The sequence below is a fragment of the Halorubrum halodurans genome (assembly GCF_002252985.1).
Taxonomy (GTDB): Archaea; Halobacteriota; Halobacteria; order Halobacteriales; family Haloferacaceae; genus Halorubrum; species Halorubrum halodurans.
Map to the genome: position 1 here is coordinate 1 of NZ_NHPJ01000045.1, position 24,388 is coordinate 24,388.

Below are 24,388 nucleotides of genomic sequence, written 5' to 3' on the forward strand. Positions count from 1 at the left end.
CGACAGGAGGCTCTGAACGCCCTTCCCCGGCCCGCCCTCGATCGGCCACCCATTCGTTCGCCACGCGGGCGGCTCCGGCGAGAACTCCGGACACGAGCCCGCACACTCCCGATCGGTGGGGCACCGACCCTTGGCCCCACAGTGCGGAACGAGCGCCCGGCCGGCGCGTCGGAGCTCGAAGTGCCGGCAGTCCGGGCGCATCGTGTCGTGATAGGACCGCCATCCCTTCCCGTAGGCCCGCTCGGCGATCTCCAGCCGGCGGGTCGCCGTCTCGGGATCGCGCCCCTCCGGACCGCTCGGCGCGAGGTCGCTCGGGAGCCAGTCGACGGTCGCGGCGGCCGGATCGACGGCGGCCCCGCCGCTTGCGGGGTCGCCGTCGGCGAACCGCGTGGTCAGGATCCCCGCCTCCACGGGCATCTCGCGGAGGAGCGCGGGCTCGACGCGGTCGCCCGTCGCCTCCGTCGCGAGCCAGACCTCGTCCGCGAGCGCGGTCTTGACGTCGTGAGCGAGCTGGTCGGCGAGCGCGTCCGCCGCCGACCGGTCGAGGTCGGGCTTGTTCTCGATCGCGACGATCCGCTCGACCCAGTCCGGGTACGGCCGGAGACGGCGGATCTCGATCCGGTTCCCTCGCCGTCGCTTCTCGATCAGGTTCCGGCCCGCGGCGCGGTGGACCGCCCGCCGGACGTACCGCCACGGGTAGCCCGGATCGGGCAGCGCGTCGCGGTACCACGCCCAGTCGGCGGGAGCGTCCCGGACGACGTGGAGGAGGTCGGAGTCCAGGCTCCGGTCGCCGAACGCCCGCCGCCCGGCGAACCCCGCCGGGTCGACCTCGATCACGACGGTGTCCCAGCGCCGCCGCCGCGTGCCGAGCTGTCTGGAGACGATCGCCGGACGCGGGTCGTCGCCGGGGTACCACGCCAGCTCGGCGTACCGGCAGACGAGCAGCTCGTAGCCGAACTCGGCGTCGGGGATCACGATCGGTACGCGTCCGGCCGCCGGGTCGGCGCGCTCGACGCGGCGAACGGCGTCGTCGTCGCCGTCATCGCCGCCTCAGACGTAGCCGTCGTCGGCCTCCTCCTGGAGCTCGTCGAGGTAGTCGTGGGCCTCCTCGAGGATGTCCCTCGGTCCGTCCTGGGTGATCGTGTTTATCGCCTGCTCGTAGTCGCGCCACTGGAGATCGCGGTGCTCCTTCGAGAGCTCCGCGCTCGCCTCGAAGGAACGCGCGATGAACAGGTGGACCGTCTTGTGGATCGTCTCCCCGCCGGCCTCGAACACGTAGTCGTACTCCCGACGGAAGCCGTCGATGAGGCGGAAATCGTCGATCCCGGCCTCCTCGGACACCTCCCGTATCGCCGTCTGCTGGAGCTCCTCGTCGCCTTCGATCCCGCCTTTGGGGAACTCCCAGTCCCCCGGTCGGCTCTTCAGGAGCAAATACTCCCGTTCGCCGCGGGTATCGCGGAAGAGGATGGCTCCGGAACTGGTCGCTTCGACCGTCATTAGCCTCAGGTAAGCAACCACCGGTAAAGAGGGTGTCGGAATTGCCGGTTCCGCGACCCTTTCGAGCCCTCTCGGTCGATCTGCGCGGTTCCGCGGAGCCGGGGCGCTCGACGCCCCCGTCCGCATCGGCCAGTAGGTGTGCTTTTACGCCTCGGGGAACCATTCACCCACGACCCCCAGCCATGACCTTCGTCACGAAACTCGCCTTCGCCTCCGGCGATCGCGACGTGCTCGCCGAGACCGTCCAGGAGCTGAAGGACACCCTCGAACGGAAGGGCGCGGAGTGTAAGGGCCCGCACGCCTCCTCGCCCGAGACCGTCAGCGTCCCCCAGTACAAGCGCCTCCGCGCCGGCGACGAGTTCTCGCCGTGGCGCTACGACGTGTACAAGCGCTCCATGGAGATCCACGGCGCGGACGACGTCGCCCGCGAGGTCGTCGCCCGCGACTTCCCGGACTCGATCCACGTCGAGGTCGAGGTCGACCGGAAGAAACCGCTCGGACACCGGCGCGACTGAGTCGTCGATCGTCGCGGCCGGAAACCGAGTTCGACGGTCGCTCGGTCCGCCGAAGGGGGCGACGCCGACCGCCACTCGACATTTTAAGCCGTCCGGCGGCCATCGGGGCGTATGAGCGTCCAAACCGACGACGAGTACCGCGAGTTCCGACGCGACCTCCACCGACATCCCGAGCCCGCGTGGTGTGAGTTCTACACCACCGCCCGGATCGTCGAGGCGCTCCGCGAGCGCGACCTCGACGCGCTCCACGTCGGCCCCGACGCGCTCGCCGAGGAGGCGCGACGGAACGTCCCCGACGACGAGGAGCTGGCGAAGTGGGCCGGCCGCGCCCGCGAGGCCGGCGCGGACCCCGCGATCCTCGAGGCGCTCGAGGGCGGGTACACCGGCTGCGTCGCCGTCGTGGAGCGCGGCGAGGGACCGGTCATCGGCCTCCGCGTCGACATCGACGGGCTGCCGATCCTCGAGTCCGACGAGGCGGACCACGCGCCGGTCGCCGAGGGGTTCCGCTCGGAGCACGAGGGATACATGCACGCCTGCGGCCACGACTCGCACGCGACCATCGGGCTCGGCGTGCTCGACACGGTCCTCGAGTCCGACTTCGCCGGCACCCTCAAGGTGTTCTTCCAGCCCGGCGAGGAGAAGATCGTGGGCGGGAAGCCGATGGCCGAGTCCGGACTCCTCGACGACGTCGACTACTTCTACGCGGTCCACATCGGGCTCGATCACCCCTCCGGCGAGATCGTGAGCGGCATCGACGGCTTCCTCGCGGTGAACCACTTCCTCGCGGAGTTCGAGGGCGAGCCCTCCCACGCCGGCGCGCGACCCGAACAGGGGCGGAACACGGTCCAGGCGATGGCGGCGGCGATCCAGAACCTCTACGCGATCCCGCGGCACGCCGACGGCGCGACCCGCGTGAACGCCGGGCTCGTCGGCGGCGGCACGGCGACGAACATCATCCCCGAGGAGTCCCACATCGAGGGCGAGGTCCGCGGCGAGAGTACCGAGCTCGCCGACTACATGTACGACCACGCGGAGCGTGTCCTCCACTCGGCGGCGGAGATGCACGACTGTTCCGTCGACGTCACCACGATGGGGGCCGCGCCGAGCGCGACGAGCGACGCCGCCCTCTCGGACGCGATCGGCGAGGTCGCCCGCGACGTCGAGGGCGTGACGAGCGTGGTCGAGAGCGCCGACCTCGGCGGCAGCGAGGACGCGACGTTCATGATGGAACGCGTCCAGGAGCGCGGCGGGCTCGCCTGCTACGTCGGCGTCGGCACCGACCACCCCGGCGGCCACCACACCTCGACGTTCGACGTCGTCGAGCGCGACATCGGCCTCGGGATCGACGTGCTCTCGCGGGCGATCCGGCACGTCGCCGAGACCCGTCCCTGAGTGCGCTCGCGGCCCGCTCGCGAGTCGCCACGAACCCCCCGTCACGCCGGCAGGAGCCTCGCCCGACGGTAGGTTTAGGCGGTCGCAGCCCGTACTGTGGGGCATGGAGGCCGTCCTCTGGTACGTCCTCACCGGCACCCGAGGCGGCCCGAACCGGGTCCGGATCCTCCGGGCGATAGACGACCGTCCGCGAAACGCCAACCAGCTCGCCGAGCGGCTCGATCTGGACTACACGACGGTCCGTCACCACCTCGACGTGTTGCGCGACCACGACGTGGTCGAACGTACCGGCGACGGCTACGGGACGGTGTACTACCCGACGGAGGGGACCAGGAACCACTGGGAGGTCGTCGAGGAGATCGCGGAGGCGTCCCCGGTCTGATCGACGGCTCCGGCGGCCGAACGACTCAGTACTTCGCGTCCGCGCCGGTCGTCTCGTAGATGCGGTCCATGATCGCGTCGCGCTCGCGCGTCCAGTTGGCCATCGCGGCGGGGCTCGTCGGATACGACTCGTAGTGGGCGAGCAGCTCGTCCGCCAGCGACTTGGTCCGATAGAAGTTCCGGATGGTTCCCCAGTAGCCGAAGCTCTTGACCGCGGCCTTCAGCTTCAGGCCGAACGACATCGAGGTGGAGCCCTCGTACAGCGCCTCAGCGAGCTTCTCGCCCGGCAGCGACGCGAGCAGCCCCATCAGGTCGTCGACGTCGATCGCGGTCGAGAGGACGTTGTACACGTCGAGGCCCGCGTACCGCCCGCCGAAGTGGTCCATCACGCGCGTGTTGTACCGCCAGAGGTTCTCCTCGCTCACGTCGCCGTCGGAGACGGCCTTGATCGCCTGCTCGCCGGCGTACTTCCCGGCGTAGGCCGCGCCCGCGATCCCGCCGCCCGTCGTCGGGTTGACGTGGCCGGCCGCGTCGCCGACGGCCATGTAGCCTGGCGCGACCGCGGAGTCGTACGGCCGCCGCGTCGGCAGCGCCGCGCCGAGCTTGTCGCGCACCTCCGCGCCCTCGAACTCCGGGCGGTCACGGAGGTCGCGTTTCAGCGCCTCGACGAGCTTCATCGGCTCCTCGTTCATCTGGAAGCCGAGCCCGGCGTTGATCTCCGTCGCCGTCCGCGGGAAGTACCAGAGGTACCCCGCGGCGCGGTCGGTCGGCTTGAACACCAGGGCGTCGTCCCACTCGACGGGCTCCGGCACCTCGACTATCTCGCGGTAGGCCGAACAGAACTGCGAGTAGCGGACGTTCGTGTCGAAGGTCGTCCCCTCGAAGTCCGCCTTGTCCTGAAGCAGCGAGAGCGACCCCGCCCCGTCGATGACGATGTCAGCCTCGTAGGTGGCTCGGTCGCCCCGGCGGGACGCCTTGAGCCCCGTGACGCGCCCCCCGTCGGTCTGTACCACGTCGTTGATGACGGTGTCGTAGTGGAAGTCGACGCCGGCGTCGGCGGCCGCCTCGATGATCCGCCGGCCGTACTCCCAGCGGTCGATGACGGCGAGCTCGCCGGGGACGGGGATCTCGAGGACGGTGTCCTCCTTCGGGATCTCGAAGCGTCCGTGGTCGACGCCGGTGTTCGTGAACGCCGGCTCCAGACGCTCTTTTGGGATCGCCTCCGGGAAGGCGTCCGCCCCCTTCAGGGCGTCGCCACAGGCGATGTGGCCCGCCTCCGTCTCGTCCTTTCGCTCGAGGATGACGACGTCGAGCCCCTCGTTCGCGATCGTCGTGGCGGCGTAACAGCCGGCGGTGCCCGCGCCCGCCACGACGACGTCGTACTCGTCGATGCTCATTACCGGGTCGTATCCCGCCGCCGGCAAAACTCTTTGTTCCCGTTTCGGTCCCGCAGGGAGCGACGGAATGGCGTCCGAGCCGGCGGAACGGGCGCGAGGCCCGGTCCGCCGACACCGGACGCGGCGGCTACTTTCGGAAGGGAGAGGCGGCGGCTACTCCTCGGTCTCGTAGTGGTCGCCCGCCGCCGCCGGAATGCGGGTCCGGCCGACCAGCGCGAGCACCACGATCACGACCACGTAGGGGATCGTCTGGACCAGCGTGTCCGGGATCGCGTATCCGAGCTGTTGGAGCCGGATCTGGGTCGCGTCGAGGCCCGCGAACAGCACGCCCGCCCCGAGCGTGCCGAGCGGGTTGTAGTTGCCGAACAGGTACGCCACGATGGCGATGAACCCCTTCCCCTGGACCATCGTCTCGCCCGACCCGACGAACTGGCCGATCGAGAGCGCGAGCGCCGACCCGCCGACGCCGGAGAGGACGCCCGAGATCAACACGCCGGCGTACCGCACCCGCGAGACCGAGACGCCCACCGTGTCGAGCGCCTTCGGGTTCTCGCCGGACGCCCGGAGGTGTTTGCCGAACGCGGTCCGGTTCAGCGTCCACCACGAGGCGGCCGTCGCGACGACGACCATCGCCGCGGAGTAGCGCCACCCGACGCTCGCGCCGAGGTTCGGCGTGTTGACGCCGCCGAAGAAGACGGTCGACATGAACGGCGCGAGCCCCAAGGCGATCAGCCACACCGCCAGCCCGGCGATGATCTGGTCCGCTTTGAACTCGATACAGACGACGGCGAACACCCCGGCGAGAAGCGTCGAGGCGACGATCCCGGCGAGAAAGCCGACCCAGATCGCGGGGACGCCGAGGAGCGCGTTCCCGGAGCCGATCACCGACGCGATGTAGACCGAGGCGAACGCCGAGATGATCAACAGCCCCTCGAGACCGATGTTGATGACCCCGCTCTTCTCGGCGAAGATGCCGCCGAGCCCGGCGAGGACGATGGGTGCCGCGAGCCGCGCCGTCGACGCGGCGGTACCCGTCGAGAAGACGATGCCCGCCAGGTCGCCGGCGATCGAGTCGGGGAACGCGACGCCGAGCAGGCCCAGCGCTCCCAGCGTTCCGACGACGCCCACGACGAGCGACCGCACGTAGTCGTCGTCGATCAGGTCGTCGAGAATCGGCACGGGGACGTCCGCGAGCGGGTTACGCATCGGTCTCACCTCCCTCGGCCGTCGCGACGGCGCCGTCGGTCGTCCCGTCGTCATCGCCCGAGCCGTCGGAGTCGTCTTCGGTCGTCTCCGGGCCGCCCGGTCCGCTCGAACCGAGCCCGGCGTACCGACCGGCCATCCGGAAGAACTCCGGCATGGCGACGAAGAGGATGATGAGCCCGCGCAACACGCCGACGAGCTCCGTCGGGACGTTCGTCCGGAATCCGATCTCGAGCGCGCCACCCTTCAGGATGCCGAACAGGAACGCCGCGGGCAACACGCCGAGCGGGTTGTTCCCGGCCAGGATCGAGACGGTGATCCCGTCGAATCCGAGGTCGGGAACCGACGCGATCCATCGCCCCTCCGACATCAGCACCCACACCGCGCCGCCGACGCCGCCCAGCGCGCCCGAGAGCGTCATCGCCCGCACGGTCGTCAGCTTCGCGTCCACGCCGCCGTACTCCGCCGCGGCCGCCTGGACGCCGCTCGTGCGCAGGTCGTAGCCGAACGGCGTGTGCTCGACGAGGTAGTAGAGCGCGCCGATGAACGCGGTCCCGACGGCCAGCGCGAGCAGCGCGAAGTCGCTGGATCCGGGGAACAGCCAGGGCGTGAACTGCGCGTACTCCGGGACGTACCGCGTCGCGACGACGGAGGAGCCCTCGGCGCGGAACACCTCCAACACCAGCACGTACGCGACGTTCGCGGCGACGAAGTTGAGCATGATCGTCGTGATCACCTCGTTGGCGTCGGCGTACGCCTTCAACGCGCCGGGGATCGCGCCCCAGAGCCCGCCGCCCACCGCGCCGGCGAGGGTGCCGACGACGACGAGGGCGACCCCGGAGACCGGTCCGGCCGGAAGCAGCGGCGCGAGCGCGAGCACCGTCAGCGCGGTCGCGAGCGCGCCGACGACGAGCTGGCCCTGCGTTCCGATGTTGAACAGCCCGGCGCGGAACGCCACCGCGACCGAGAGCCCGGTGAAGATCAGAAGCGTCGTCTCCGAGAGCGTGAGCCCGAACGAGAGGTTGAACGGGGTCCACGACGGGTTGAACACCCCCGGCTCGCCGACCGCGAGCGGGTAGCCGAGCGCCCCGTTGAACAGCACGGCGTACACCTCGAAGGGGTCATAACAGAACCCCAACCCGGTGACTGGCATCGTCCAGGCGGCGGCGCTACACTCGGCGATCCGTCCGGAGACGAGCACGATGGCGAAGCCGACGGCGATCGACAACGCGATCGCCGCGACGCTGATCAGGACCCGTTCGGCGACGGTGCGGTCGACGAAGGGTTCGATCAGGCGGCGGACGGGAGTCGGAAGCCGCCCGCCGTCGCGTCGGCTCACGCGTCCACCTCCTCGTCCGCGGCGGGTTCGCGGGTCGCGTCGGCGTCCGCGTCTCCGTCGCTCTCACCGCTCCCGGCGAGCCCGTCGTCGACCGCGTCGTGGATCGCCGCGCCTGAGACGCTCGCGTCGTCGAGCGTCTCGCCGGCCATCAGCAGGCCGATCTCCTCCTCCGTCACCGTGGCGGGGTCGACGACCCCGGTGAACTCGCACTCGTGGATCACGGCGAGGCGGTCCGAGAGCCCCTGAACCTCGTCGAGCTTCGAGGAGACGAGGAGTATCGCCTTCCCCTCGGCGCGCAGCTCGAGCAGCCGGTCGTGGAGGAACTCCGTGGAGCCGATGTCGACGCCGCGGGTCGGGTGGGTCGCGACGACGAGGTCAGGGTCGCGCTCGAACTCCCGGCCGACGATGAACTTCTGTTGGTTCCCCCCCGAGAAGGACGCCGCGTCCGCGTCGGCGTTCGGCGGTCGAACGTCGTACGCGTCGATCACCGACTCCGCGTGTTCGGCCGACGCCTCCCAGTCGATCCGCCCGCCCGCCGCGAACGGCGGGTCGTGTTGGCTCCCCAGGATGCCGTTCTGGACCAGGTCGTAGGACATCACCAGCCCCCGCTCGTGGCGGTCCTCGGGGACGAACGCCATCCCGCGGTCGATGTGTTCCCGGCGGGTGACGCCGGCCATCGACTCGCCGAGGTACTCGACGGAGCCCGCGGACGGCTCGCGCATCCCGGTGATCGCCTCGGCCAGCTGGAGCTGTCCGTTGCCGTCGACGCCCGCGATCCCGAGCACCTCCCCCTCGCGAAGCTCGAAGGAGATCCCCGAGACGGCCTCCACGCCGCGGTCGTCCTCGACGCGGAGGTCCGTCACCTCGAGCACGCGGTTGCCGGGCTCGCGCGGCGTCGTCGCCGGCTCCATCAACACCTCGCGGCCGACCATCATCTCCGCGAGCTCCTCGCGTGTCACGTCCCCGGCGGCGACGGTGCCGACGTTGACGCCGTCGCGGAGGACCGTGATCTCGTCGGCCGCCGAGAGCGCCTCGCCGAGCTTGTGCGAGATGAAGATTATCGTCTTGCCCTGCTCCGTCAGCTCCTCGAAGACGTCGTACAGCTCCTCGACCTCCTGGGGGGTCAACACGGCGGTCGGCTCGTCCATGATCAGGACCTCCGCGCCGCGGTACAGCGCCTTCAGGATCTCGACGCGCTGTTGGACCCCGACCGAGACGTCCTCGATCCGGGCGTCGGGGTCGACGTCGAAGCCGTAGCGGTCGCTCAGTTCGACCACCGCCTCGCGGGCCGCCGCCTCGTCGACGCGGAGGCCGCCCCACGTCCGCGGCTCGTTGCCCAAGACGACGTTCTCCCACACCGTCATCGGGTCGACGAGCATGAAGTGCTGGTGGATCATGCCGATCCCGGCGTCGATCGCGTCGCGCGGGGAGGCGAACGACCGGGGCTCGCCGTCGACGACGACCCGTCCCTCGGTCGGCCGGTAGAGCCCGTACAGCACGTTCATCAGCGTGGTCTTACCGGCCCCGTTCTCGCCGAGGAGGGCGTGGACGCTGCCCCGCTCTATCGCGAGGTCCACGTCGTCGTTGGCGACGACCCCCGGAAACCGCTTCGTGATACCGTCAAGGTGGACCGCCGGGTTCATTCACCCGTATCTCCGTGTGGGAGGCAAAAAGACCGCGGGTTCGCCGACGCGACCGCACGCCGTCGCCGCGGCCGATCGGGCGTTATGTCGACGCGCACGGTCGGGCGGGCGACGCGCACGGTCGGGCGGGCGACGCGCACGGACCGGGTCGCCGACGGGCGTACCGTTATCTTCCCGGCTTCGCTGGTGACCGTATGGTCTCGCGGTTCTGGCGCATCGTGGCGGCCGTGACGGGCTGGCACGTCGCCGCCAGCGTCTGCTACTACGCCGTGTACGCCGGAACGCCGCTCGTTCGGGACGCGTTCGACCTGACGGGCCTGGAGGTCGGCGTCGTCATCGCCGCGTTGACGCTCGGCTACGCCGTCTCGCTTCTGCCGTTCGGGATCGCGACCGACCGCTTCGGCGAGCGGCGCACGCTGACCGGCGGACTCCTCGGCCTCTCCGCCGGCACCCTCGGGGTCGCGGTCGCGCCGACGTACCCGCTCTTCCTGGTCGCCGCCTTCCTCCTCGGGTCGATGTACGGGAGCGCGACGCCGGGAACCAACAAGGCGGTCTTCGACCGGATCGAGCCGGGCAGGCAACACCGCGCGATCGGGATCAAACAGGTCGGCCCGACGGTCGGGAGCGCCGTCGGCGCGCTCCTCGTGACCGGCGCGGCCGGCCTCCTCTTCCCGCGGTTCGGCTTCCTGATCGCGGCGGCGATCGGCCTCGCCGTCGCGGTCGCCTTCTGGCTGACGTACCGGCGTGCGAGTCCGAGCGAGGCGACGACCCCCGACTTCCGGGCGCTGGCATCGAACCCGACGTACCTCGTCCTCCTGGCGGCCGGCGTCTGTCTCGGGGCCGCCTTCTACACGACGACCGGCTACCTCACCCTCTTCGTCGGCGACGCCGTCGGCGCGTCGGTCGCGGTCGCCGGCGCGGTCCTCGCGTCCACGCAGGTCGCGAGCAGCGTCGGAAAGGTCGCCGCGGGGACGCTCGTCGACGTGCTTCCGGGATCGGCGCGGACGCGAACGGGGATCCTCCTCGTCGTCCAGGCCGCCGGCGGCGGGCTCTGCTTCTTCGCGCTCCCGGCCGCGGGGAGCGTGCGCGTCGCCGCCGCCGTCCTCGCGGGGATCGGCGTGCTCGTCCTCGGATCGACCGGGCTCTACTACTCCTGTCTCTCCACGCTCGTCGACGACGACGCGCTCGGTGCCGCCTCGGCCGCCGGACAGCTCGCGGTGACCGCGAGCGGGCTGTTCGCGCCGCCCGCGTTCGGCTACCTCGTCGACACGAGCGGGTATCCGGCCGCCTGGTCGTTCCTGGGCGTCCTCTCGCTCGCGGCGGCCGGGTTCGGGATCGTCGTCGTCGCCGACGTCGTGTGAACGGTTCCGTCGGCGGGACGGAGTCGTCGCGGCCGGATCAGGTGTCGCCGGTCTCCGTCGGCACGTCGATGTCGCCGGCGATGATCGCGTCGCGGGCGTCGGAGACCGCGGTCACGATCTCGTCGGGAACCTGGCCGCCGATCTCGTCGCCGTAGACGCACTCGACGCCATTCGACTCGAGCCCGAGCGCGATCGACTCGCCGCCGCGGTGCTCGCCGTCGATGACGTTCGAGACGGACTCGTAGACGGCAGTGTCGACGCGTTTCACCATCGACGCGACGATCACGTCGGAGAACTCCGGCTCGGTGATCGACTGGTCGAGGTCGACGCCGAAGGCGAACCGACCCTCCTCCTGGGCCGCCTGGAACACGCCGACGCCGGTCGCGCCCGAGGCGTGGTAGACGATGTCCGCGCCGCTCTGGTACATCGAGAGCGCCGCCTCCTGGCCGCCCGAGGGGTCGGCGTAGCTGCCGACGTAGCTCGTGGTGACGTCGACGTCGTCGGCCGCGTAGTCGACGCCCGCCTCGAAGCCGGCCTGGAACCGGCGGATGACCGGGCTGTCGACGCCGCCGACGAACCCGAGGTTCGTCGAGTCGGGGTCGGTCGAGCCGGCGCCGGCCGAGAAGTCGGTCTCGGTCAGCCGCGCGGCGAGCACGCCCATCAGGAACGAGCCCTCGTGTTCGCGGAAGACGTAGCTCGCGACGTTGTCCTCGTCGACGACGGAGTCGACGAGCATGAAGTCCTGATCGGGGAACTGCGGGGCGTTCTCAGCGAGCGCGTCGGTCTGGTTGAAGCCGATACACGACACCAGGTCGTAGTCCGGGTCGGTCGAGCTGGCGTACCGCTGCTGGAAGTCGCCGAACTCGCCGGTCCCCTCGGGCTGGGACTCGTCGTACGCGATGCCGAACTCCTCTTCGGCCTGGATGAGCCCCTGCTGGGCCGCGTCGTTGAACGAGTTGTCCCCGAGCCCGCCGTCGGAGTAGACGATGCCCACGGTCGCCGGGACGTCGTCGGAGCCGCCGTCGCCGGAGCTCCCGTCGCCGGAGCCGTCGTCCCCCGACCCGCCCTCGCTCGGTCCGCCGCTACAGCCCGCGAGGCCGACGAGGCCCGCCGCGCTCGCCGCCTTCAGGAACCGCCGCCGTTCGATGTCGGATGCCATATCGTGTATGAACCCGTTCGAACGGGGCATAAACGCGTCGCTCTCGGTCTCAGCGCGGTATCTCCGGGGATCGGACGGAACGCGGCGCGGTCAGCTCTCCGCCTCGGCGACCGCCGACGCGACGACCTCCCGCACTTCCTCGACCAGCTCGTCCACCGCGTCGCTCTCGGCGTACACCCTGACGTACGGCTCGGTTCCCGAGGGGCGGACCAGCGTCCACGACGCGTCGGGGAACTCCAGGCGGACCCCGTGGTCGGTGTCGACGGTCGCGTCCGGGAACGCGGCCGGCAGCCGGTCCGTCAGTCGCGCCATGACCGGCTCCTTGCGCCCGTCCGGGCAGTCGACGCTCACCTTTCGGTACGGGCGCTCCGCGATCGGCTCCCGAAGCGACTCGAGCCCCTCGCTGGCGACGAGCACCGCGATCACCGCCGCCGAACAGACGCCGTCGATCCAGCCGCCGAAGGCGGTGTGGACGTGTTTCCACGGCTCGGCGGCGAAGACGACCTCGGTGTCGTCGCCCGCGTCCCCGTCGGCCGCCGGTTCCGCCGCCGCCCGCACCGCCGCGATGCCCTCGTGGAGCGCGCCCAGCCGGACGCGCTCGACGCGGCCGCCGGCCGCCCGGACGCGCTCGTCGATCCGGCCGGAGGCGTTCGGGGTCGTCACCACGACCGGGTCGCCGGCGTCGCTCGCCCGGACGTATCGCTCGGCGAGGATCGCGAGCACGGTGTCCTCGTGGACGACCTCGCCGTCGGCGTCGACGACGACGATCCGGTCGGCGTCGCCGTCGTGCCCGATCCCGAAGGCGAAGCCCTCGCCGTCGCGGCCGGGCTCGTCGACGCCCTCGTTCGCGTCGGCCACGAACGCCCGGAGGTCGCGAAGCGTCTCCGGCGTGGGCTTGCTCCCGCGACCGGGGAAGTGGCCGTCGACGTTCCCGTTGAGCGTCACCGCCGTCGCGCCGAGCTCGCGGAGGACCGCCGGCGTCGCCGGGGCCGACATCCCGTTGCCGCAGTCGACCGCGACCCGGAGGCCGTCGAGGGCGTTCCCGGCACCGTCGCCGTCGACCTCGAAGCCCGCCGCGTACCCGCGGACGTCGTCGAGGTAGTCGTGGAGGACGTCGACCCGGTCGGGCTCCGTCCACGCGTCCCACGCCGCCGGCGGCTCCTCGGCGTCGACGCGCGCCTCGATCGCCCGCTCCAGGTCGCGGTCGAACTCGACGCCGTCGCGGAAGAGCTTGATCCCGTTGTCCGACGGCGGGTTGTGCGAGGCGGTGAGCATGACGCCGTAGCGTCCCCGCGAGGCGTGTGCCAGCGCCGGGGTCGGGAGCCGTCCCGCCCGCGAGACCGTCGCGCCGCCGGAGGCGAGGCCCGCCTCCATCGCGGCCGCGATCGCCGGCCCGCTCACCCGGCCGTCGCGGGCGAGGACGACCCGCGGCGGGTCCTCGGGCGACCCGCCGCGCTCCGACTCGCGTGCCCGCGCCTCCGCCGCCACCGCGCGACCGACCGCGAGCGCGAGCTCCGGCGTCACCCGCTCCTCGACGCGTCCGCGCACCCCCGCGGTTCCGAACAGGTCCATGTCGACCCGATCGCTCGCCGGTCGTTAGTACCCGTCGGTCGGTCGACGGGCGTGCCCGGCGGTCGGACCGCCGCGCGGACTCGGGAACTCAGGGGTCGAGAAGCTTCGATTCGGCCTTCCGGAGGTGTTCGAGCATCGTCGTCTTCGAGACGTCCAGGTCGTCGGCGAGCTCGCGCGTGGACGTCCCGCGGGGCCACTCGTAGTACCCCTGCTCGCGGGCGTGCTCGTACACCTCCCGCTGCGTCGTGGTGAGGGTGTCGAGGCGGTGTTCGCGGGCGCTCTTCCGGCCAGTGCCCGACGACGACATCGACTCGATGCTCACCTCGGCCCCGGTCGCGTCACGGACCGAGTCGAGCGACTCGCGGATGCTCGAGCGCTCGCCGACGAAACACACCTGCCACTCCTCGTGTCCGTCCTCGATCCGGACCGGAGCGCTGTGGACGAACCCGTTCTCGAGCAGGGTCGGACACATCATGTCGGTCGGGTCGTACTCCACGAAGAACTCGCGGACCACGTTGCCGGGGGCGTCGCGGGCGCGCCCGAAGCGCTGTTGGAGCTCCATCAGGTCCCCCGAGTGCTCCGAGGCGCGGATCGCGTCCAACAGCTCCTCCACTTCCTCGTTCGTGTCCGCGAAGGCGGTGAACAGACCGTTCACCGTGTTCGGCGTCTCGCCGTCCGTCTTCGGCGAGTTGTAGATTGCGTGAGCGAGCACCCCGCCGTCGGTGCGACCCGTCGCCTCGATCGCCCAGCAGTTCGGGTGCCACAGGTCGAGCGTCAGTCGGGTGCCCGACCATCCGTCGGCCTCGTTCGCCTCGAGCGCAGACATGTCCCGATATAGATCACCGCGCGGTAAAGAATCTCCCGACCATGGTAGGGTGGGGAGTTTGGCGTCCGGGGGAGGAACGAGCGCCCATGGCAGACGCCTACAACCACTACATCGACGGCGAGTGGGTCGACGGCGAGGGAACGGAGACGTTCGAGAGCGAGAACCCCGCGACCGGGGAGACGCTCGGGGAGTTCCGGAAGGGAACGCCGGCGGACGTTGACCGCGCGGTCGCCGCCGCCGACGAGGCGTTCGAGGAGTGGCGCGAGCTCTCCCGGATCGACCGAGCGGAGTACCTCTGGGACGTCTACCACGAGCTCCGCGACCGCACGGAGGAGCTCGGCGAGGTCGTCACCAAGGAGTGCGGCAAGGAGATCAGCGAGGGGAAAGCCGACGTGGTCGAGGCCGCCCACATGGTCGAGTGGGCAGCCGGCGACGCGCGCCACCCCAAGGGCGACATCGTCCCCTCGGAGATCCCGGCGAAGGACGCCTACATGCGCCGGAAGCCTCGCGGCGTCACCGGCTGTATCACCCCGTGGAACTTCCCCGTCGCCATCCCCTACTGGCACATGGCCATCGCGCTGGTCGAGGGGAACACCGTCGTCTTTAAGCCCGCCGAGCAGACTCCGTGGTGTGCGCAGATCATCGCGGAGATGTTCGAGGACGCGGGCATCCCCGACGGCGTCTTCAACATGGTCCAGGGGTACGGCGACGCCGGCAACGCGATCGTCGAGAACGACGACGTCGACACCGTGATCTTCACGGGCTCGGCCGAGGTCGGCCACCACATTCAGGACAAGCTCGGCGGCGTCGCCGGCAAGCGCGCGGCCTGCGAGATGGGCGGCAAGAACGCCATCGTGATCACCGAGGAGGCCGACCTCGACATCGCGGTCCACTCGGCGGTCATGTCCTCGTTCAAGACGACCGGCCAGCGCTGCGTCTCCTCCGAGCGCCTGATCGTCCACTCGGACGTGTACGACGAGTTCAAGGAGCGCTTCGTCGAGGTCGCGGAGAGCGTCTCCGTCGGCGACCCGCTCGACGAGAACACGTTCATGGGCCCGCTCATCGAGGAGGAGCACCACGAGAAGGTCACCCGGAACAACGAGCAGGCCCGCGAGGAGGGCGTGAACGTGCTCGTCGACCGAACCGAGCTCGACGACGAGGAGATCCCGGACGGCCACGAGGACGGCTACTGGGTCGGGCCGTTCGTCTACGAGGCGGACGCCCACGCCGACCTGACGTGTACCCACGAGGAGGTCTTCGGGCCCCACGTCGCGCTCATGGAGTACGACGGCGACATCGAGGAGGCCGTCGAGATCCAGAACGACACCGACTACGGGCTCGCCGGCGCGATCATCTCCGAGGACTACCGCCAGATCAACTACTACCGCGACCACGCCGAGATCGGCTTGGCGTACGGGAACCTCCCGTGTATCGGCGCGGAGGTCCAGCTCCCCTTCGGCGGCGTCAAGAAGTCCGGCAACGGCTACCCCTCCGCCCGCGAGGCGATCGAGGCCGTCACCGACCGCACCGCCTGGACGCTGAACAACTCCAAGGAGATCGAGATGGCACAGGGCCTCTCGGCGGACATCAAGACGGACGACTGAGCGGCCGGAAACGCGGACTGGGGGATCGCGGACGGCGTCGGAACCCCCGGAGTCGGCTCCGTTCGCTCGTTCACGGAGCGCCGTTCTTCCAGGCTTCGATCGAGAGCTCGGGCCGGATCGTACACCGATCCGAACACGTCCGTCGTGGCTCGCCCGGATCCGCCGGTCCCCGAGACTGGCGCCGCTTCCTTTCGATACGCGATCGGGGATCGATCGCTCTCCGGAGGGTGTCGGGTCGAGCGAGTTCGACAGCGGTGAAGTGATGACGCTACGGGTACGAGAGGAACCCGGAGAGTCGGGATCAGGCCCGGTCCCGACGGACCGGTCGACATCGGGGGCGAGGACGGCTCCCGCCTGCTCCGCCCCGGCGGTGAGACGGAGGACAGCTAATGACAGACTACAACGAAGTCGACCCGGTAGACCCGTCGGAGTGCGTCCACCAGTCGTCGATGGCGAACCACGACAGCCTGTACTCGAACCCCGAGCAGGCCGCCGAACACCTCGTGGCGAAGTTCGATCGCGCCGAGGCCGAGACGCACTTCCGCGAGAAGGGATACGACGAGGACCGCGTACGGGAGCTCGTCGAGGGCGCCGTGGTCGAACTCTCGAAGTCGGACGACACGCCCTACGAGCGGATCGACACGCTGCTTCTCGAGGCCATCGAGAGGTCGTCGTGGTGGGTGGACGGCGAGTTCGCCGACGGTTCGGCCGACCTCTCGGAGGCCCCCGGCGTCTGGCGGGAGCGCGACCGGGTGCCCGAGTACGTCCGCGAGGTCATCAGCGAGGTCGTCGACGACACGTCGTGGGACTGGGCGGGCTTCGAGTGGCTGACCGTCGAGGAAGCGAAGCGGCTCGAGGACCTCGTCGAGCGCCGTCTCACGCAGCCGCAGGGGTGGTCCATCGAGTCCATCGTCCGCGACGTCCAGCGGGAGTTCTTCGCGGTAGAGGCGGCGGCCGTGGACATCGCTGCTGGCGCCACGCACAACGTGCTGAACGTCGCTCGCGAAAGGGCCTACGAGGACGCGAGCGGATCCGAGGAGTTCGTCTACTCGTGGGTGGGGCCGAGCGACCACCGGACGACGCCCGTCTGTGCCGGGACGAAAGAGAAGGTCGAGGACCGCGGTGGCGCGGTCACGATGCCGACGCTGAAACAGCTCCTCCGCGAGACGGCCGACGAGCACGAGGACGCCGGCGAGGGCGGCGGCACCCCGGAGCGGGTGGACGTCTGGGAGCCGCACGCTCGGTGTCGGCACACGTTCGTCCGCGGGGCCCGGACCGCCGGCGGAACGCGCTGAACCGTAGCCCTCCGGAGACGGTCTCACGTGGTCCCGGATCCGTCTTCGAGGGGTGCCCCCCGGAGGCCATCTTCGGACCGTTGAGACGGGTCCGTGAGTCGACCTCGGCGACTCCCTGCCGCGATCTCAGACGATGCTCGGCGTGTACGGGTACTCGTACACCTCGCCGTTGTTGGCTCTCACCGTCGCGATGAGGACCAACACGAGGTCGATGACCGCGAACAGCGGGAACAACAGCAGGCCGACGAGCACCACCGACAGGAGCGCCGAGATCACGAACGCGACGAACATCAGGATCTGGAAGTTCAGCGAGCTCTTCGCGTTCCGTTTCACCAACTCGTCGTCGTCGTCCGCGAGCACCAGGAACAGGACCGGCCCGAGCACCGAGGCGACGAGCGCCGAGGCGTGCGCCAGCGCCGCCAGCGTCGTGTCGCCCTCGACCGTTCCCGGCTCGCCGTCGTCGATCTCTCCCGACATATGTCGCCGATCCTATACGAGGGACATAAGCATTGCGGCGACACCGCCGGCCTTACCCGCGGCGGGGTCGGATCACGCGGCGTATGTCCGCACGAACGCGAGCGCACGTGTACGTCTCCGGGCACGTCCAGGGGGTCTTCTATCGGGCGACGACGCGGGACGCCGCCCGCGAGCGTGGCGTCGACGGTTGGGTTCGGAACCTCGACGACGGGCGCGTCGAGGCCGTCTTCGAGGGCTCCGACTCCGCCGTCGAGGGGATGGTCGAGTGGTGTCACACGGGCAGTCCGGCCGCCGACGTCGACGACGTCGACGCCACCTACGAGGAGCCGGAGGGGATCGAGGGGTTCGAGATCCGACGGTGAGGCGCGTCCGAAACCGCGCTCAAACGCGCGCTTTGAGTTCGATCCGGTAGCCGAACGGGTCGCGGACGTAGACCGCCGCGGCCTCCCCGGTCGCGCCGAGCGGCGACTCCAGCGTCCGGTCGATCTCGATCCCGGCCGCGTCGAGTTCGGCCTCGATCGCGTCGAGCGACTCCTCGACGACGACGCAGACGTGGTCGTAGTTCGTCGCCGTCGGCGGCTCGAACTCCGCGGTCGGCCAGAGGTGGATCACGCCGGTCGCCGAGAGCCGCACGTCGAGGAAGGGCTTCTCGCCCGCCTCGAAGAGCGCGTCCTCGATGCCGAAGCCGAGCTCGTCTCCGTAGAACTCCCGAGCCGTCTCGACGCCGTCCTCGGGGATCCGGAGGTTGACGTGGTCGATGTGGCGTGCCTTCACGGGCGTGGGTTCGGGCTCGGGTCGCAAAAACCGTCGGGGGTCGGCCGCGGCGTCCGAGGCGGACCGGGGATCACGCGAACGCGTCGAGGATCCCCGCGCCGTCGGTGCTCGTCGCCACGTCGGGAAGCGTCGCGCGCTCGGGATGGGGCATCAACACCGCGACCGTCTCGCGCTCGCCGAGGACGCCGGCGACGTTGTCGGTCGAGCCGTTCGGGTTCGCCGCGTCGGTGACGTTCCCGTCGGCGTCGCAGTAGCGGAAGAGCACGCGGTCGTCGTCGACGAGTTCCTCGTGGGTATCGGCCTCGATCTCGAAGCGCCCCTCGCCGTGGGCGATGGGGACCTCGATGGTGTCGCCCTCGTCGTAGGCGGCGGTCCAGGGGGTGTCCGCGCGCTCGACGCGGAGGTGGACGGGCTCACACTGGAAGCGCGCGGAGGCGTTGGTCGTGAACGCGCCGGGCGTGAGCCCGGACTCCGAGCCGATCTGCGCGCCGTTACAGACGCCGAGGACGGGGACGCCCGCCTCGGCGGCCTCGCGGACCTCCGCCATGATCGGGGCGCGTGCGGCCATCGCGCCCGCGCGGAGGTAGTCGCCGTAGGAGAAGCCGCCGGGGAGGACGATCCCGTCGGGGTCGGCGGGGAGGCCGTCCTCGTGCCAGCGGCGTTCGGCGTCGATCCCGAGGTGCCGGAGCGCGCGGACCGCGTCCCGGTCGCAGTTGGATCCGCCGAACTGGACGACGGAAACCGTCATCGCTCCGCGACCGCGACGTCGTAGTCGTGGATCGTGGGGTTCGCGAGCAGCCGCTCGGCCATCTCGTCGGCACGCGCCTCCGCCGACGCGGCGTCCTCGGCCTCGAGGTCGAGTTCGAACCGGTCCGCCGAACGGAGCGCGGAGAGCTCGAACCCGAGCCGCTCGAGCGCCCGCTTCGTCGTCTCGGCCTCGGGATCGAGCACCCCCCGCTTCAGCCGGACCGTCACGGTCGCGGTGAATTCGGTCATCGTCCGATGGTGCGGGGTCGTGTGTAAAAACCGTTTTGGAACGTCGCGTCTATACACGAGCGTGGATCTATTTCGGTCGATCGTCGGAGATGACGGTCGGAACGGAACGAAAGGGGCAAACCCCTCCGGGGTCTGGTGTGGGTGTATGCCCACGTTCGAACCGGCGGAGGTGATCGGCGCATGACCCGCGAACTGACCGAGATCACGGTGGTCGGCGGAGACGAGACGGGACTCATCGCGCGGGTCACGTCCCTGCTGTTCGAGCGGGGAATCAACATCGAGGGGCTCGACCAGGCGGTTCGCGAGGGCGTTTTCCGGATGACGACGCGGGTCGACACCGCGGAGATGACCACCTCCCGCGGGGAGCTCCGGCGGGCGCTCGCCGAGCTGGGCCGCGACCTCGACGTCGACATCCAGGTGCGGTTCCCGAGCGACCGGGACGCCCGCCGGGTCGCGCTGCTCGTCACGAAGGAGACCCACGCCCCCGAGGCGATGCTGGAGGCCGAGGCGAACGGCGAGCTCGCCGAGGACGGCGAGGCCGAGATCCCGGTCGTGATCGGCAATCGCGGCGACCTCCGCTCGCTCGCCGAGCGCTACGACAAGCCCTTCTACGACGTCGGCGACGGGAGCGGCAACACCGACGAGGGGCGGCTGCTCGACCTGTTGGCCGAGTACGACGTGGACCTGATCGCGTTGGCCCGCTACATGCGGATCCTCTCGCCCGAGGTCGTCTTCCGCTACGAGGGGCGGATCATCAACGTCCACCCCTCCCTCCTGCCCGCCTTCCCCGGCGCGGAGGCGTACCGGCAGGCGAAGGACGCCGGCGTCCGGATCGCGGGGGTCACCTCCCACTACGTGACGACCGACCTCGACCAGGGTCCGGTCATCGCCCAGCGCGCCTTCGACGTCCCCGACGGCGCGACCGTCGAGGAGATCAAACGCCGCGGCCAACCCCTGGAGGCCGAGGTGTTGCTGGAGGCGGTCCGGCTCCACCTCGCGGACGCGATCGCGGTCCACCGCGGCACGGTCCACGTCCGGGAGGGGACGGACGCGGAGCCGGACCTCGGGCTTCCCGCGGCCGCGAGCGAGGCGAACCCCGAGGAGCCGGTCGACGGCGAGCCGCTGACGCGTTCCGACCCGCCGACGGCCGGCTCCGACTGAGCCACCGGACCCGGCCCGTGCTCATCCCCCGTCCCGAACCGTGATCACCGGGACGGGCGCCGTACGGACCGTCCGCTCCGCGACGCTCCCGAGCAGCACCCGCTCGTCGCCGTGGTCCCCGGTCGCCCCCATCACGACCGCGTGGGCGTCGAGCTCGGCGACGGCGGCGACGATCGTTTCCACCGGATCGCCGCGCTCGACGTGGCGGCCGAACTCCGCGACGCCGTGGCGGTCGGCCGCGTCCGCCAGGTCGTCGAGGGCGTCGTCCGCGGCGTCCCTCCCGTCGACGGCATTCACGGCGCCGTCGTCGTCGCCGAGGATCCCCGAGAGCGGGTCGAACCCCTCGTCGTCGACGACCGCCAGCCCGTGGACGGTCGCGTCGAGCGCGGCCGCGAGCGCGAGGCCGTGTTCGACCCCGGCCGCCGCGCCGGCGCTCCCGTCGGTCGGGATCAGGATCCGCTCGTAGGGGAACGCGCGCGTCTCGTCCGGGCGCATCCGGGTCGTGAGCACCGGGACCGTCGAGTGTCGAACCACCTTCTCCGCCACGCTCCCGAGGAGGTGTCTCGAGACGCCCTCGTGACCGCGCGTCGGCATCACGATCAGGTCGTGCCCCTCCCGTTCGGCGTGGTCGACGATGGTCGGCGCGGGGTTGCCCTGGCGGACCGTGGCGTCGTGGTCGACGCCCGCGGCCTCGAGCGCCTCGGTCGCCTCCGAGACGACGCGCTCGCCCTCTCGTTCGAGCACGTCGACGGTCCGACCCTCGATCACCGTGACGCTGTCGCGGGCGGTGTCGGCGACGAACAGGACGTGAACCGTCGCGCCGGTGCCGTGAGCGACGTCGGCGGCGTGTCCGAGGACGTCGGCGGCCCCGTCGCTCCCGTCGAACGGCAGCAGGAGGTCGTCGTACATCTCTCCTCGGGGTAGCACCTCCGGCGGCTAATGCGTTCGCATCGGGCCGATCTCCCCCCGAACCATACTGAATCTTTTTTTGACCACGGCGTGAGGTACCACGCGTGTCGACCCTCGCCGTCGAACTGAACGGGGACGAAGTCCACTCGATCAGCGCCCCCGACCGGTTCGCCACCACGCCCCCGTTCTCGATCGAGCTCGCGAACCGCGGCCGATCGACGCACGTCCATCTCCACCTCGACGACGACCTCGACCGCGTGGCCTCCATGGCCGACGTGAACCACTACGTCGAGGACGACGCGGTGAAACGGGTCCACGTCTCGGCCGTCGAGATCGACGAGCCCGTCCGCGGGAAGCTGAAGGTCGTGACGGGGTACGGCTCGAACACGGCGTACGTCGACGTGCGGCTCGAGCCGCCGCCGGAGGTGGCCCCGGACGAGGTGGTCGTCGACGAGCGGCTCTCGAAGCCGCCCGAGCGCAGCCCCCCCCAGCCGTGGCCGAGCCGGGTCGCCGCGGGGCTCGAACGGGCGATCGAGCGCGGCGGCGTGCCGGCGCTTCTCGTCTCGTTCCTCGCGGTCGCGCTCGGCGTCGTCGCCGCGGTCGCGATCGACAGCGTGCTGGTCTTCCTCGCCGTCGGATTCGTCCTCGCGACCACGCTCGCGGCGACGCTGTACCTGCTGTCGTAGGGGTCCCCCCTCGAGACCGGCGTTCGGGGCGGATCCGCGCGCTTTTAACCGTCCCGGCGGAACCGGAAGCCATGAGCTTCGAGAAGGAAGACGAGGTCGTTCTCCACGACAAACACAGCGAGTACGACGGCGAGACGGGACGGATCACGCAGGTGATGGAGACGATGTTCGGCGACGCGACCTACACCGTGAGCTTCGAGGACGGCCAGGAGACGGGCGTCCCCGAGGAGTCGCTCGACGCGGTCGAAACCGAGGAGTAACCTCCGCTCGCCCGTGCCCGCAGTCCCGTTCCACTACGTCGACCTCCGGGCGTTCTCGTACGCGACCGAGGACGAGAAGCGCGTCGAGGAGGCGCTCCGCTCGCTGCTGCCCGCGGACGCCGAACTCGACCGCGTCGAGAACGTGGGCCACCACGGCGACCGGATCGTCGTCCTCTCCGCGCGGATCGAGGTCGCCGACGGGATGCGTCACGTGCTCGACCGGATCGCCGAGCTCGACGACCTCGACCGCGTGCTCGAGGAGCTCGACCAGCGCGTCGACGACAACTGCGCGCTGTTCATGCGGCTGGACAAGCAGGCCGCGTTCCGCGGCGAGGTCGAACTCGGCCCCGGCATCACCGTCCGGGCGAAGGTCGAGGCGTATCCGGCGAAGAAGGAAGCGGCCGTCGAGAACGCGCGGGAGACGCTCTCCCGGCTCGCGGACGCGCCGTAGCGACGCTCCCGCGGACCGGGCTATCGGTTCAGCCGGTCGGTGTCGATCCCCGTTCCGGGCGGCGAGACGATCAGGAAGCCGCGGAAGTGCATCAGCTCGCCGCCCATGTCCTTGATCTCGCGAGCGAAGCCGGCCGCCAGCTCGTTGAGGTCTCCCTCCACGGACAACACGAGGGTGTTGCCGTAATCGACGGTCCGGATCCACGTCTCCGGGTCCGTCGTCCCGTCGAGGACGCCGAGGACGACGTCGCCCGCGTCGGCGAACGCCTCGTCCATCTGCTCTTCGGCGTCGCGCAAGTCGAGGTCCCAGTCGCTCATACTCCAGCGTCGACTCACGCCGGCAAAAGCGTTCGGGGCGGAGTGGTGGCGTTCGGAGCGAACTCCCGCCGATCGGGCGCGTGCGGCCGCGAGGCTCCGACGCCCGCTATCGACCGTCGTCCCCGACGCGCGCGAGGACGTCGAGGTTGTGCGCGCCGAAGGTCAGCCGGCCGTCCGCGACCGCGCGGTGTCTCGCGTCGGCCCACGCCGAGACCAGTTCGGGGGAGAGCCGCGCGGTGGCCCCGTCGGCGAGGCGCTCGCCGCCTTCCTCGCCGGCGTCCGCGAGCGCCTCGCCGACCGCCCCCTCGATCCCGTTCACCAGGTGGTGGAGGAAGTACGCCTCGTCGGCCGGGTACGGCGGCGTCACGACCCAGTCGGAGCCGCCGGCGGCGACGACCTCCCCGCCGGCGGCCGGCAGCGCCGCGAACAGCTCCCGTCCGGTTCGGCTCCCCCCCGGACGGTCCGGCGCGTCCATGGTCGCGTGGTAGACGTCGAGGACGGCGCGTTCGGTCGCGTCGTCGACCTCCTCCCTCTCGCTCTTCCCGTCCCCGAGTGCGGGGGCGAGGAACGTCTCCCCGTCGAAGGTGATCGGGAAGTACGCGAGCCCGCCGGGGACCAACCCGAGGAGCGGGGCGAGCGCCCGATCGAGGTCGACGAGGTCGAGGAACGCGCAGCCGACGAGCAGGTCGTACTCGGCGTCGGTCCGGCGGGCGACCTCGACCGCGTCCGCCGCGGCGAACGTCGCGGTCACGGACGACCCGCCGGGACCGTCGAGGCGAACCGCTCTCGTCGTCTCCGGATCGTCGCCTGTCTCGTCGTCGAGATCGACGGCGTACCCCGCGTCGTCGGCCCACCTCCCGAGTTCGTCGACGGCGCGGTCGAGCGTCCCCTCCCGGAGGTCGTACCCGCGGTAGACGACCTCGTCGGGGAGAACCCCCCACTCGAGGAGCCGCCGGAGCATCGTCCCGGTGCCGCAGCCGACCTCGACGACGTGGAGGGGAGTGGACCGGTCCGCGACCGCCGCCCGCAGCCGGTCGAGCGTCGGGCGGTGGAGCGCGCGGTCGTCGACGCTGCGTTTGGCCTCCAGGTAGCGGGCGTGGGCGTACGTCGACGGTCGGGTCACGGCCGGATGGAGGCTCTCGGTGTGGTTAAGTGCGTCCCACCCCGAGCCGA

Annotated in this window: 26 protein-coding genes and 1 pseudogene; 11 read left to right on the plus strand and 16 right to left on the minus strand. The window is 70.8% G+C overall.

From position 1 onward, the window contains the following. Both DJ70_RS04065 and DJ70_RS04070 read right to left on the minus strand, forming a co-directional pair. Positions 1 to 975 (minus strand): DUF5787 family protein (locus DJ70_RS04065; RefSeq protein WP_094530399.1); only part of this gene is annotated, 975 nt, incomplete at its 3' end. Between the two features lie 75 nt (positions 976 to 1,050). Next, positions 1,051 to 1,497 (minus strand): bis(5'-nucleosyl)-tetraphosphatase, encoded by a 447-nt coding sequence (locus tag DJ70_RS04070; RefSeq protein WP_094530401.1) that lies wholly within the window; start codon positions 1,495 to 1,497, stop codon positions 1,051 to 1,053. A gap of 182 nt (positions 1,498 to 1,679) precedes the next feature. On the opposite strand from DJ70_RS04070, the gene DJ70_RS04075 reads away from it, so the two are divergent. From DJ70_RS04075 to DJ70_RS04085, 3 genes are all read left to right on the plus strand, one after another. Next, positions 1,680 to 2,012 carry an uS10/mL48 family ribosomal protein gene (locus DJ70_RS04075; protein WP_094530402.1) on the plus strand — a complete coding sequence of 111 codons (333 nt, stop codon included), beginning with the start codon at positions 1,680 to 1,682 and terminating at the stop codon, positions 2,010 to 2,012. Between the two features lie 111 nt (positions 2,013 to 2,123). After that, positions 2,124 to 3,404: an amidohydrolase gene (locus DJ70_RS04080; RefSeq protein WP_094530404.1), complete on the plus strand. Its 1,281-nt coding sequence runs from the start codon at positions 2,124 to 2,126 to the stop codon at positions 3,402 to 3,404. A 103-nt stretch (positions 3,405 to 3,507) separates the two neighbouring features. Beyond that, positions 3,508 to 3,786, plus strand: coding sequence for a winged helix-turn-helix domain-containing protein (locus DJ70_RS04085; RefSeq protein WP_094530406.1), 279 nt, complete (start codon positions 3,508 to 3,510; stop codon positions 3,784 to 3,786). A gap of 25 nt (positions 3,787 to 3,811) precedes the next feature. Here the strand turns inward: DJ70_RS04085 and DJ70_RS04090 are convergent, their stop codons facing one another. The 4 genes from DJ70_RS04090 to DJ70_RS04105 all read right to left on the minus strand — a co-directional run bounded on the left by DJ70_RS04090 (position 3,812) and on the right by DJ70_RS04105 (position 9,367). Then, a complete protein-coding gene (locus DJ70_RS04090) occupies positions 3,812 to 5,182 on the minus strand; it encodes a geranylgeranyl reductase family protein (protein ID WP_094530408.1) in 1,371 nt (456 codons plus the stop codon). Positions 5,183 to 5,335: 153 nt separating this feature from the next. Further along, positions 5,336 to 6,388 carry an ABC transporter permease gene (locus DJ70_RS04095; RefSeq protein WP_094530410.1) on the minus strand — a complete coding sequence of 351 codons (1,053 nt, stop codon included), beginning with the start codon at positions 6,386 to 6,388 and terminating at the stop codon, positions 5,336 to 5,338. After that, positions 6,381 to 7,724 (minus strand): ABC transporter permease, encoded by a 1,344-nt coding sequence (locus DJ70_RS04100; protein WP_094530412.1) that lies wholly within the window; start codon positions 7,722 to 7,724, stop codon positions 6,381 to 6,383. Before DJ70_RS04100 ends, DJ70_RS04095 begins: the two co-directional genes overlap by 8 nt. Next, positions 7,721 to 9,367: an ABC transporter ATP-binding protein gene (locus DJ70_RS04105; RefSeq protein WP_094530414.1), complete on the minus strand. Its 1,647-nt coding sequence runs from the start codon at positions 9,365 to 9,367 to the stop codon at positions 7,721 to 7,723. Before DJ70_RS04105 ends, DJ70_RS04100 begins: the two co-directional genes overlap by 4 nt. Before the next feature lie 194 nt (positions 9,368 to 9,561). Between DJ70_RS04105 and DJ70_RS04110 the strand changes: the two genes are divergently transcribed. Further along, the gene (locus DJ70_RS04110; RefSeq protein ID WP_094530416.1) at positions 9,562 to 10,728 is read left to right on the plus strand and encodes an MFS transporter; all 1,167 of its coding nucleotides are present in this window, start codon (positions 9,562 to 9,564) and stop codon (positions 10,726 to 10,728) included. 37 nt (positions 10,729 to 10,765) lie between these two features. Here the strand turns inward: DJ70_RS04110 and DJ70_RS04115 are convergent, their stop codons facing one another. The 3 genes from DJ70_RS04115 to DJ70_RS04125 all read right to left on the minus strand — a co-directional run bounded on the left by DJ70_RS04115 (position 10,766) and on the right by DJ70_RS04125 (position 14,285). Further along, the gene (locus DJ70_RS04115; protein ID WP_094530418.1) at positions 10,766 to 11,887 is read right to left on the minus strand and encodes a BMP family lipoprotein; all 1,122 of its coding nucleotides are present in this window, start codon (positions 11,885 to 11,887) and stop codon (positions 10,766 to 10,768) included. A 90-nt stretch (positions 11,888 to 11,977) separates the two neighbouring features. Beyond that, entirely contained in the window at positions 11,978 to 13,459 is a 1,482-nt protein-coding gene (locus DJ70_RS04120) for a phosphomannomutase (RefSeq protein WP_094530420.1), read from the minus strand. Positions 13,460 to 13,547: 88 nt separating this feature from the next. Then, positions 13,548 to 14,285: a helix-turn-helix domain-containing protein gene (locus DJ70_RS04125; protein WP_094530422.1), complete on the minus strand. Its 738-nt coding sequence runs from the start codon at positions 14,283 to 14,285 to the stop codon at positions 13,548 to 13,550. Positions 14,286 to 14,371: 86 nt separating this feature from the next. On the opposite strand from DJ70_RS04125, the gene DJ70_RS04130 reads away from it, so the two are divergent. Next, positions 14,372 to 15,889, plus strand: coding sequence for an aldehyde dehydrogenase family protein (locus DJ70_RS04130; RefSeq protein ID WP_094530424.1), 1,518 nt, complete (start codon positions 14,372 to 14,374; stop codon positions 15,887 to 15,889). Between the two features lie 389 nt (positions 15,890 to 16,278). Beyond that, positions 16,279 to 17,184, plus strand: coding sequence for a hypothetical protein (locus DJ70_RS17215; protein ID WP_094530426.1), 906 nt, complete (start codon positions 16,279 to 16,281; stop codon positions 17,182 to 17,184). Positions 17,185 to 17,310: 126 nt separating this feature from the next. Here the strand turns inward: DJ70_RS17215 and DJ70_RS04140 are convergent, their stop codons facing one another. Further along, positions 17,311 to 17,661: a DUF4870 domain-containing protein gene (locus DJ70_RS04140; RefSeq protein WP_094530428.1), complete on the minus strand. Its 351-nt coding sequence runs from the start codon at positions 17,659 to 17,661 to the stop codon at positions 17,311 to 17,313. Between the two features lie 83 nt (positions 17,662 to 17,744). Between DJ70_RS04140 and DJ70_RS04145 the strand changes: the two genes are divergently transcribed. After that, a complete protein-coding gene (locus DJ70_RS04145) occupies positions 17,745 to 18,023 on the plus strand; it encodes an acylphosphatase (RefSeq protein WP_094530430.1) in 279 nt (92 codons plus the stop codon). Between the two features lie 19 nt (positions 18,024 to 18,042). Here DJ70_RS04145 and DJ70_RS04150 read toward each other — a convergent pair whose 3' ends face one another. The 3 genes from DJ70_RS04150 to purS all read right to left on the minus strand — a co-directional run bounded on the left by DJ70_RS04150 (position 18,043) and on the right by purS (position 19,431). Then, positions 18,043 to 18,435 (minus strand): VOC family protein, encoded by a 393-nt coding sequence (locus DJ70_RS04150; protein WP_094530432.1) that lies wholly within the window; start codon positions 18,433 to 18,435, stop codon positions 18,043 to 18,045. Positions 18,436 to 18,505: 70 nt separating this feature from the next. After that, on the minus strand, positions 18,506 to 19,183 hold the full coding sequence (gene purQ / locus DJ70_RS04155; RefSeq protein ID WP_094530434.1) for a phosphoribosylformylglycinamidine synthase I: 678 nt from the start codon (positions 19,181 to 19,183) through the stop codon (positions 18,506 to 18,508). Next, on the minus strand, positions 19,180 to 19,431 hold the full coding sequence (gene purS / locus DJ70_RS04160; RefSeq protein WP_066416421.1) for a phosphoribosylformylglycinamidine synthase subunit PurS: 252 nt from the start codon (positions 19,429 to 19,431) through the stop codon (positions 19,180 to 19,182). Before purS ends, purQ begins: the two co-directional genes overlap by 4 nt. Positions 19,432 to 19,611: 180 nt before the next feature. Between purS and DJ70_RS04165 the strand changes: the two genes are divergently transcribed. Beyond that, complete coding sequence (locus tag DJ70_RS04165; RefSeq protein WP_094530436.1) at positions 19,612 to 20,592, plus strand: formyltetrahydrofolate deformylase; 981 nt, start codon at positions 19,612 to 19,614, stop codon at positions 20,590 to 20,592. 21 nt (positions 20,593 to 20,613) lie between these two features. Here DJ70_RS04165 and DJ70_RS04170 read toward each other — a convergent pair whose 3' ends face one another. After that, positions 20,614 to 21,501 (minus strand): universal stress protein, encoded by an 888-nt coding sequence (locus DJ70_RS04170; protein ID WP_094530437.1) that lies wholly within the window; start codon positions 21,499 to 21,501, stop codon positions 20,614 to 20,616. Positions 21,502 to 21,605: 104 nt separating this feature from the next. Here DJ70_RS04170 and DJ70_RS04175 point away from each other — a divergent pair, with 104 nt between their 5' ends. The 3 genes from DJ70_RS04175 to DJ70_RS04185 all read left to right on the plus strand — a co-directional run bounded on the left by DJ70_RS04175 (position 21,606) and on the right by DJ70_RS04185 (position 22,898). Beyond that, a complete protein-coding gene (locus tag DJ70_RS04175; protein ID WP_094530439.1) occupies positions 21,606 to 22,187 on the plus strand; it encodes a DUF7524 family protein in 582 nt (193 codons plus the stop codon). Between the two features lie 71 nt (positions 22,188 to 22,258). Then, positions 22,259 to 22,447, plus strand: a complete 189-nt coding sequence (locus tag DJ70_RS04180; RefSeq protein WP_094530441.1) for a DUF1918 domain-containing protein — start codon at positions 22,259 to 22,261, stop codon at positions 22,445 to 22,447. A 13-nt stretch (positions 22,448 to 22,460) separates the two neighbouring features. Further along, on the plus strand, positions 22,461 to 22,898 hold the full coding sequence (locus DJ70_RS04185) for an RNA-binding protein (protein WP_094530443.1): 438 nt from the start codon (positions 22,461 to 22,463) through the stop codon (positions 22,896 to 22,898). 26 nt (positions 22,899 to 22,924) lie between these two features. Here DJ70_RS04185 and DJ70_RS04190 read toward each other — a convergent pair. After that, positions 22,925 to 23,215 (minus strand): annotated as a pseudogene (locus tag DJ70_RS04190) (DUF5779 family protein); the annotation flags it as partial. 106 nt (positions 23,216 to 23,321) lie between these two features. Beyond that, positions 23,322 to 24,338, minus strand: a complete 1,017-nt coding sequence (locus DJ70_RS04195; RefSeq protein WP_094530445.1) for a hypothetical protein — start codon at positions 24,336 to 24,338, stop codon at positions 23,322 to 23,324. Positions 24,339 to 24,388: the final 50 nt, after the last annotated feature.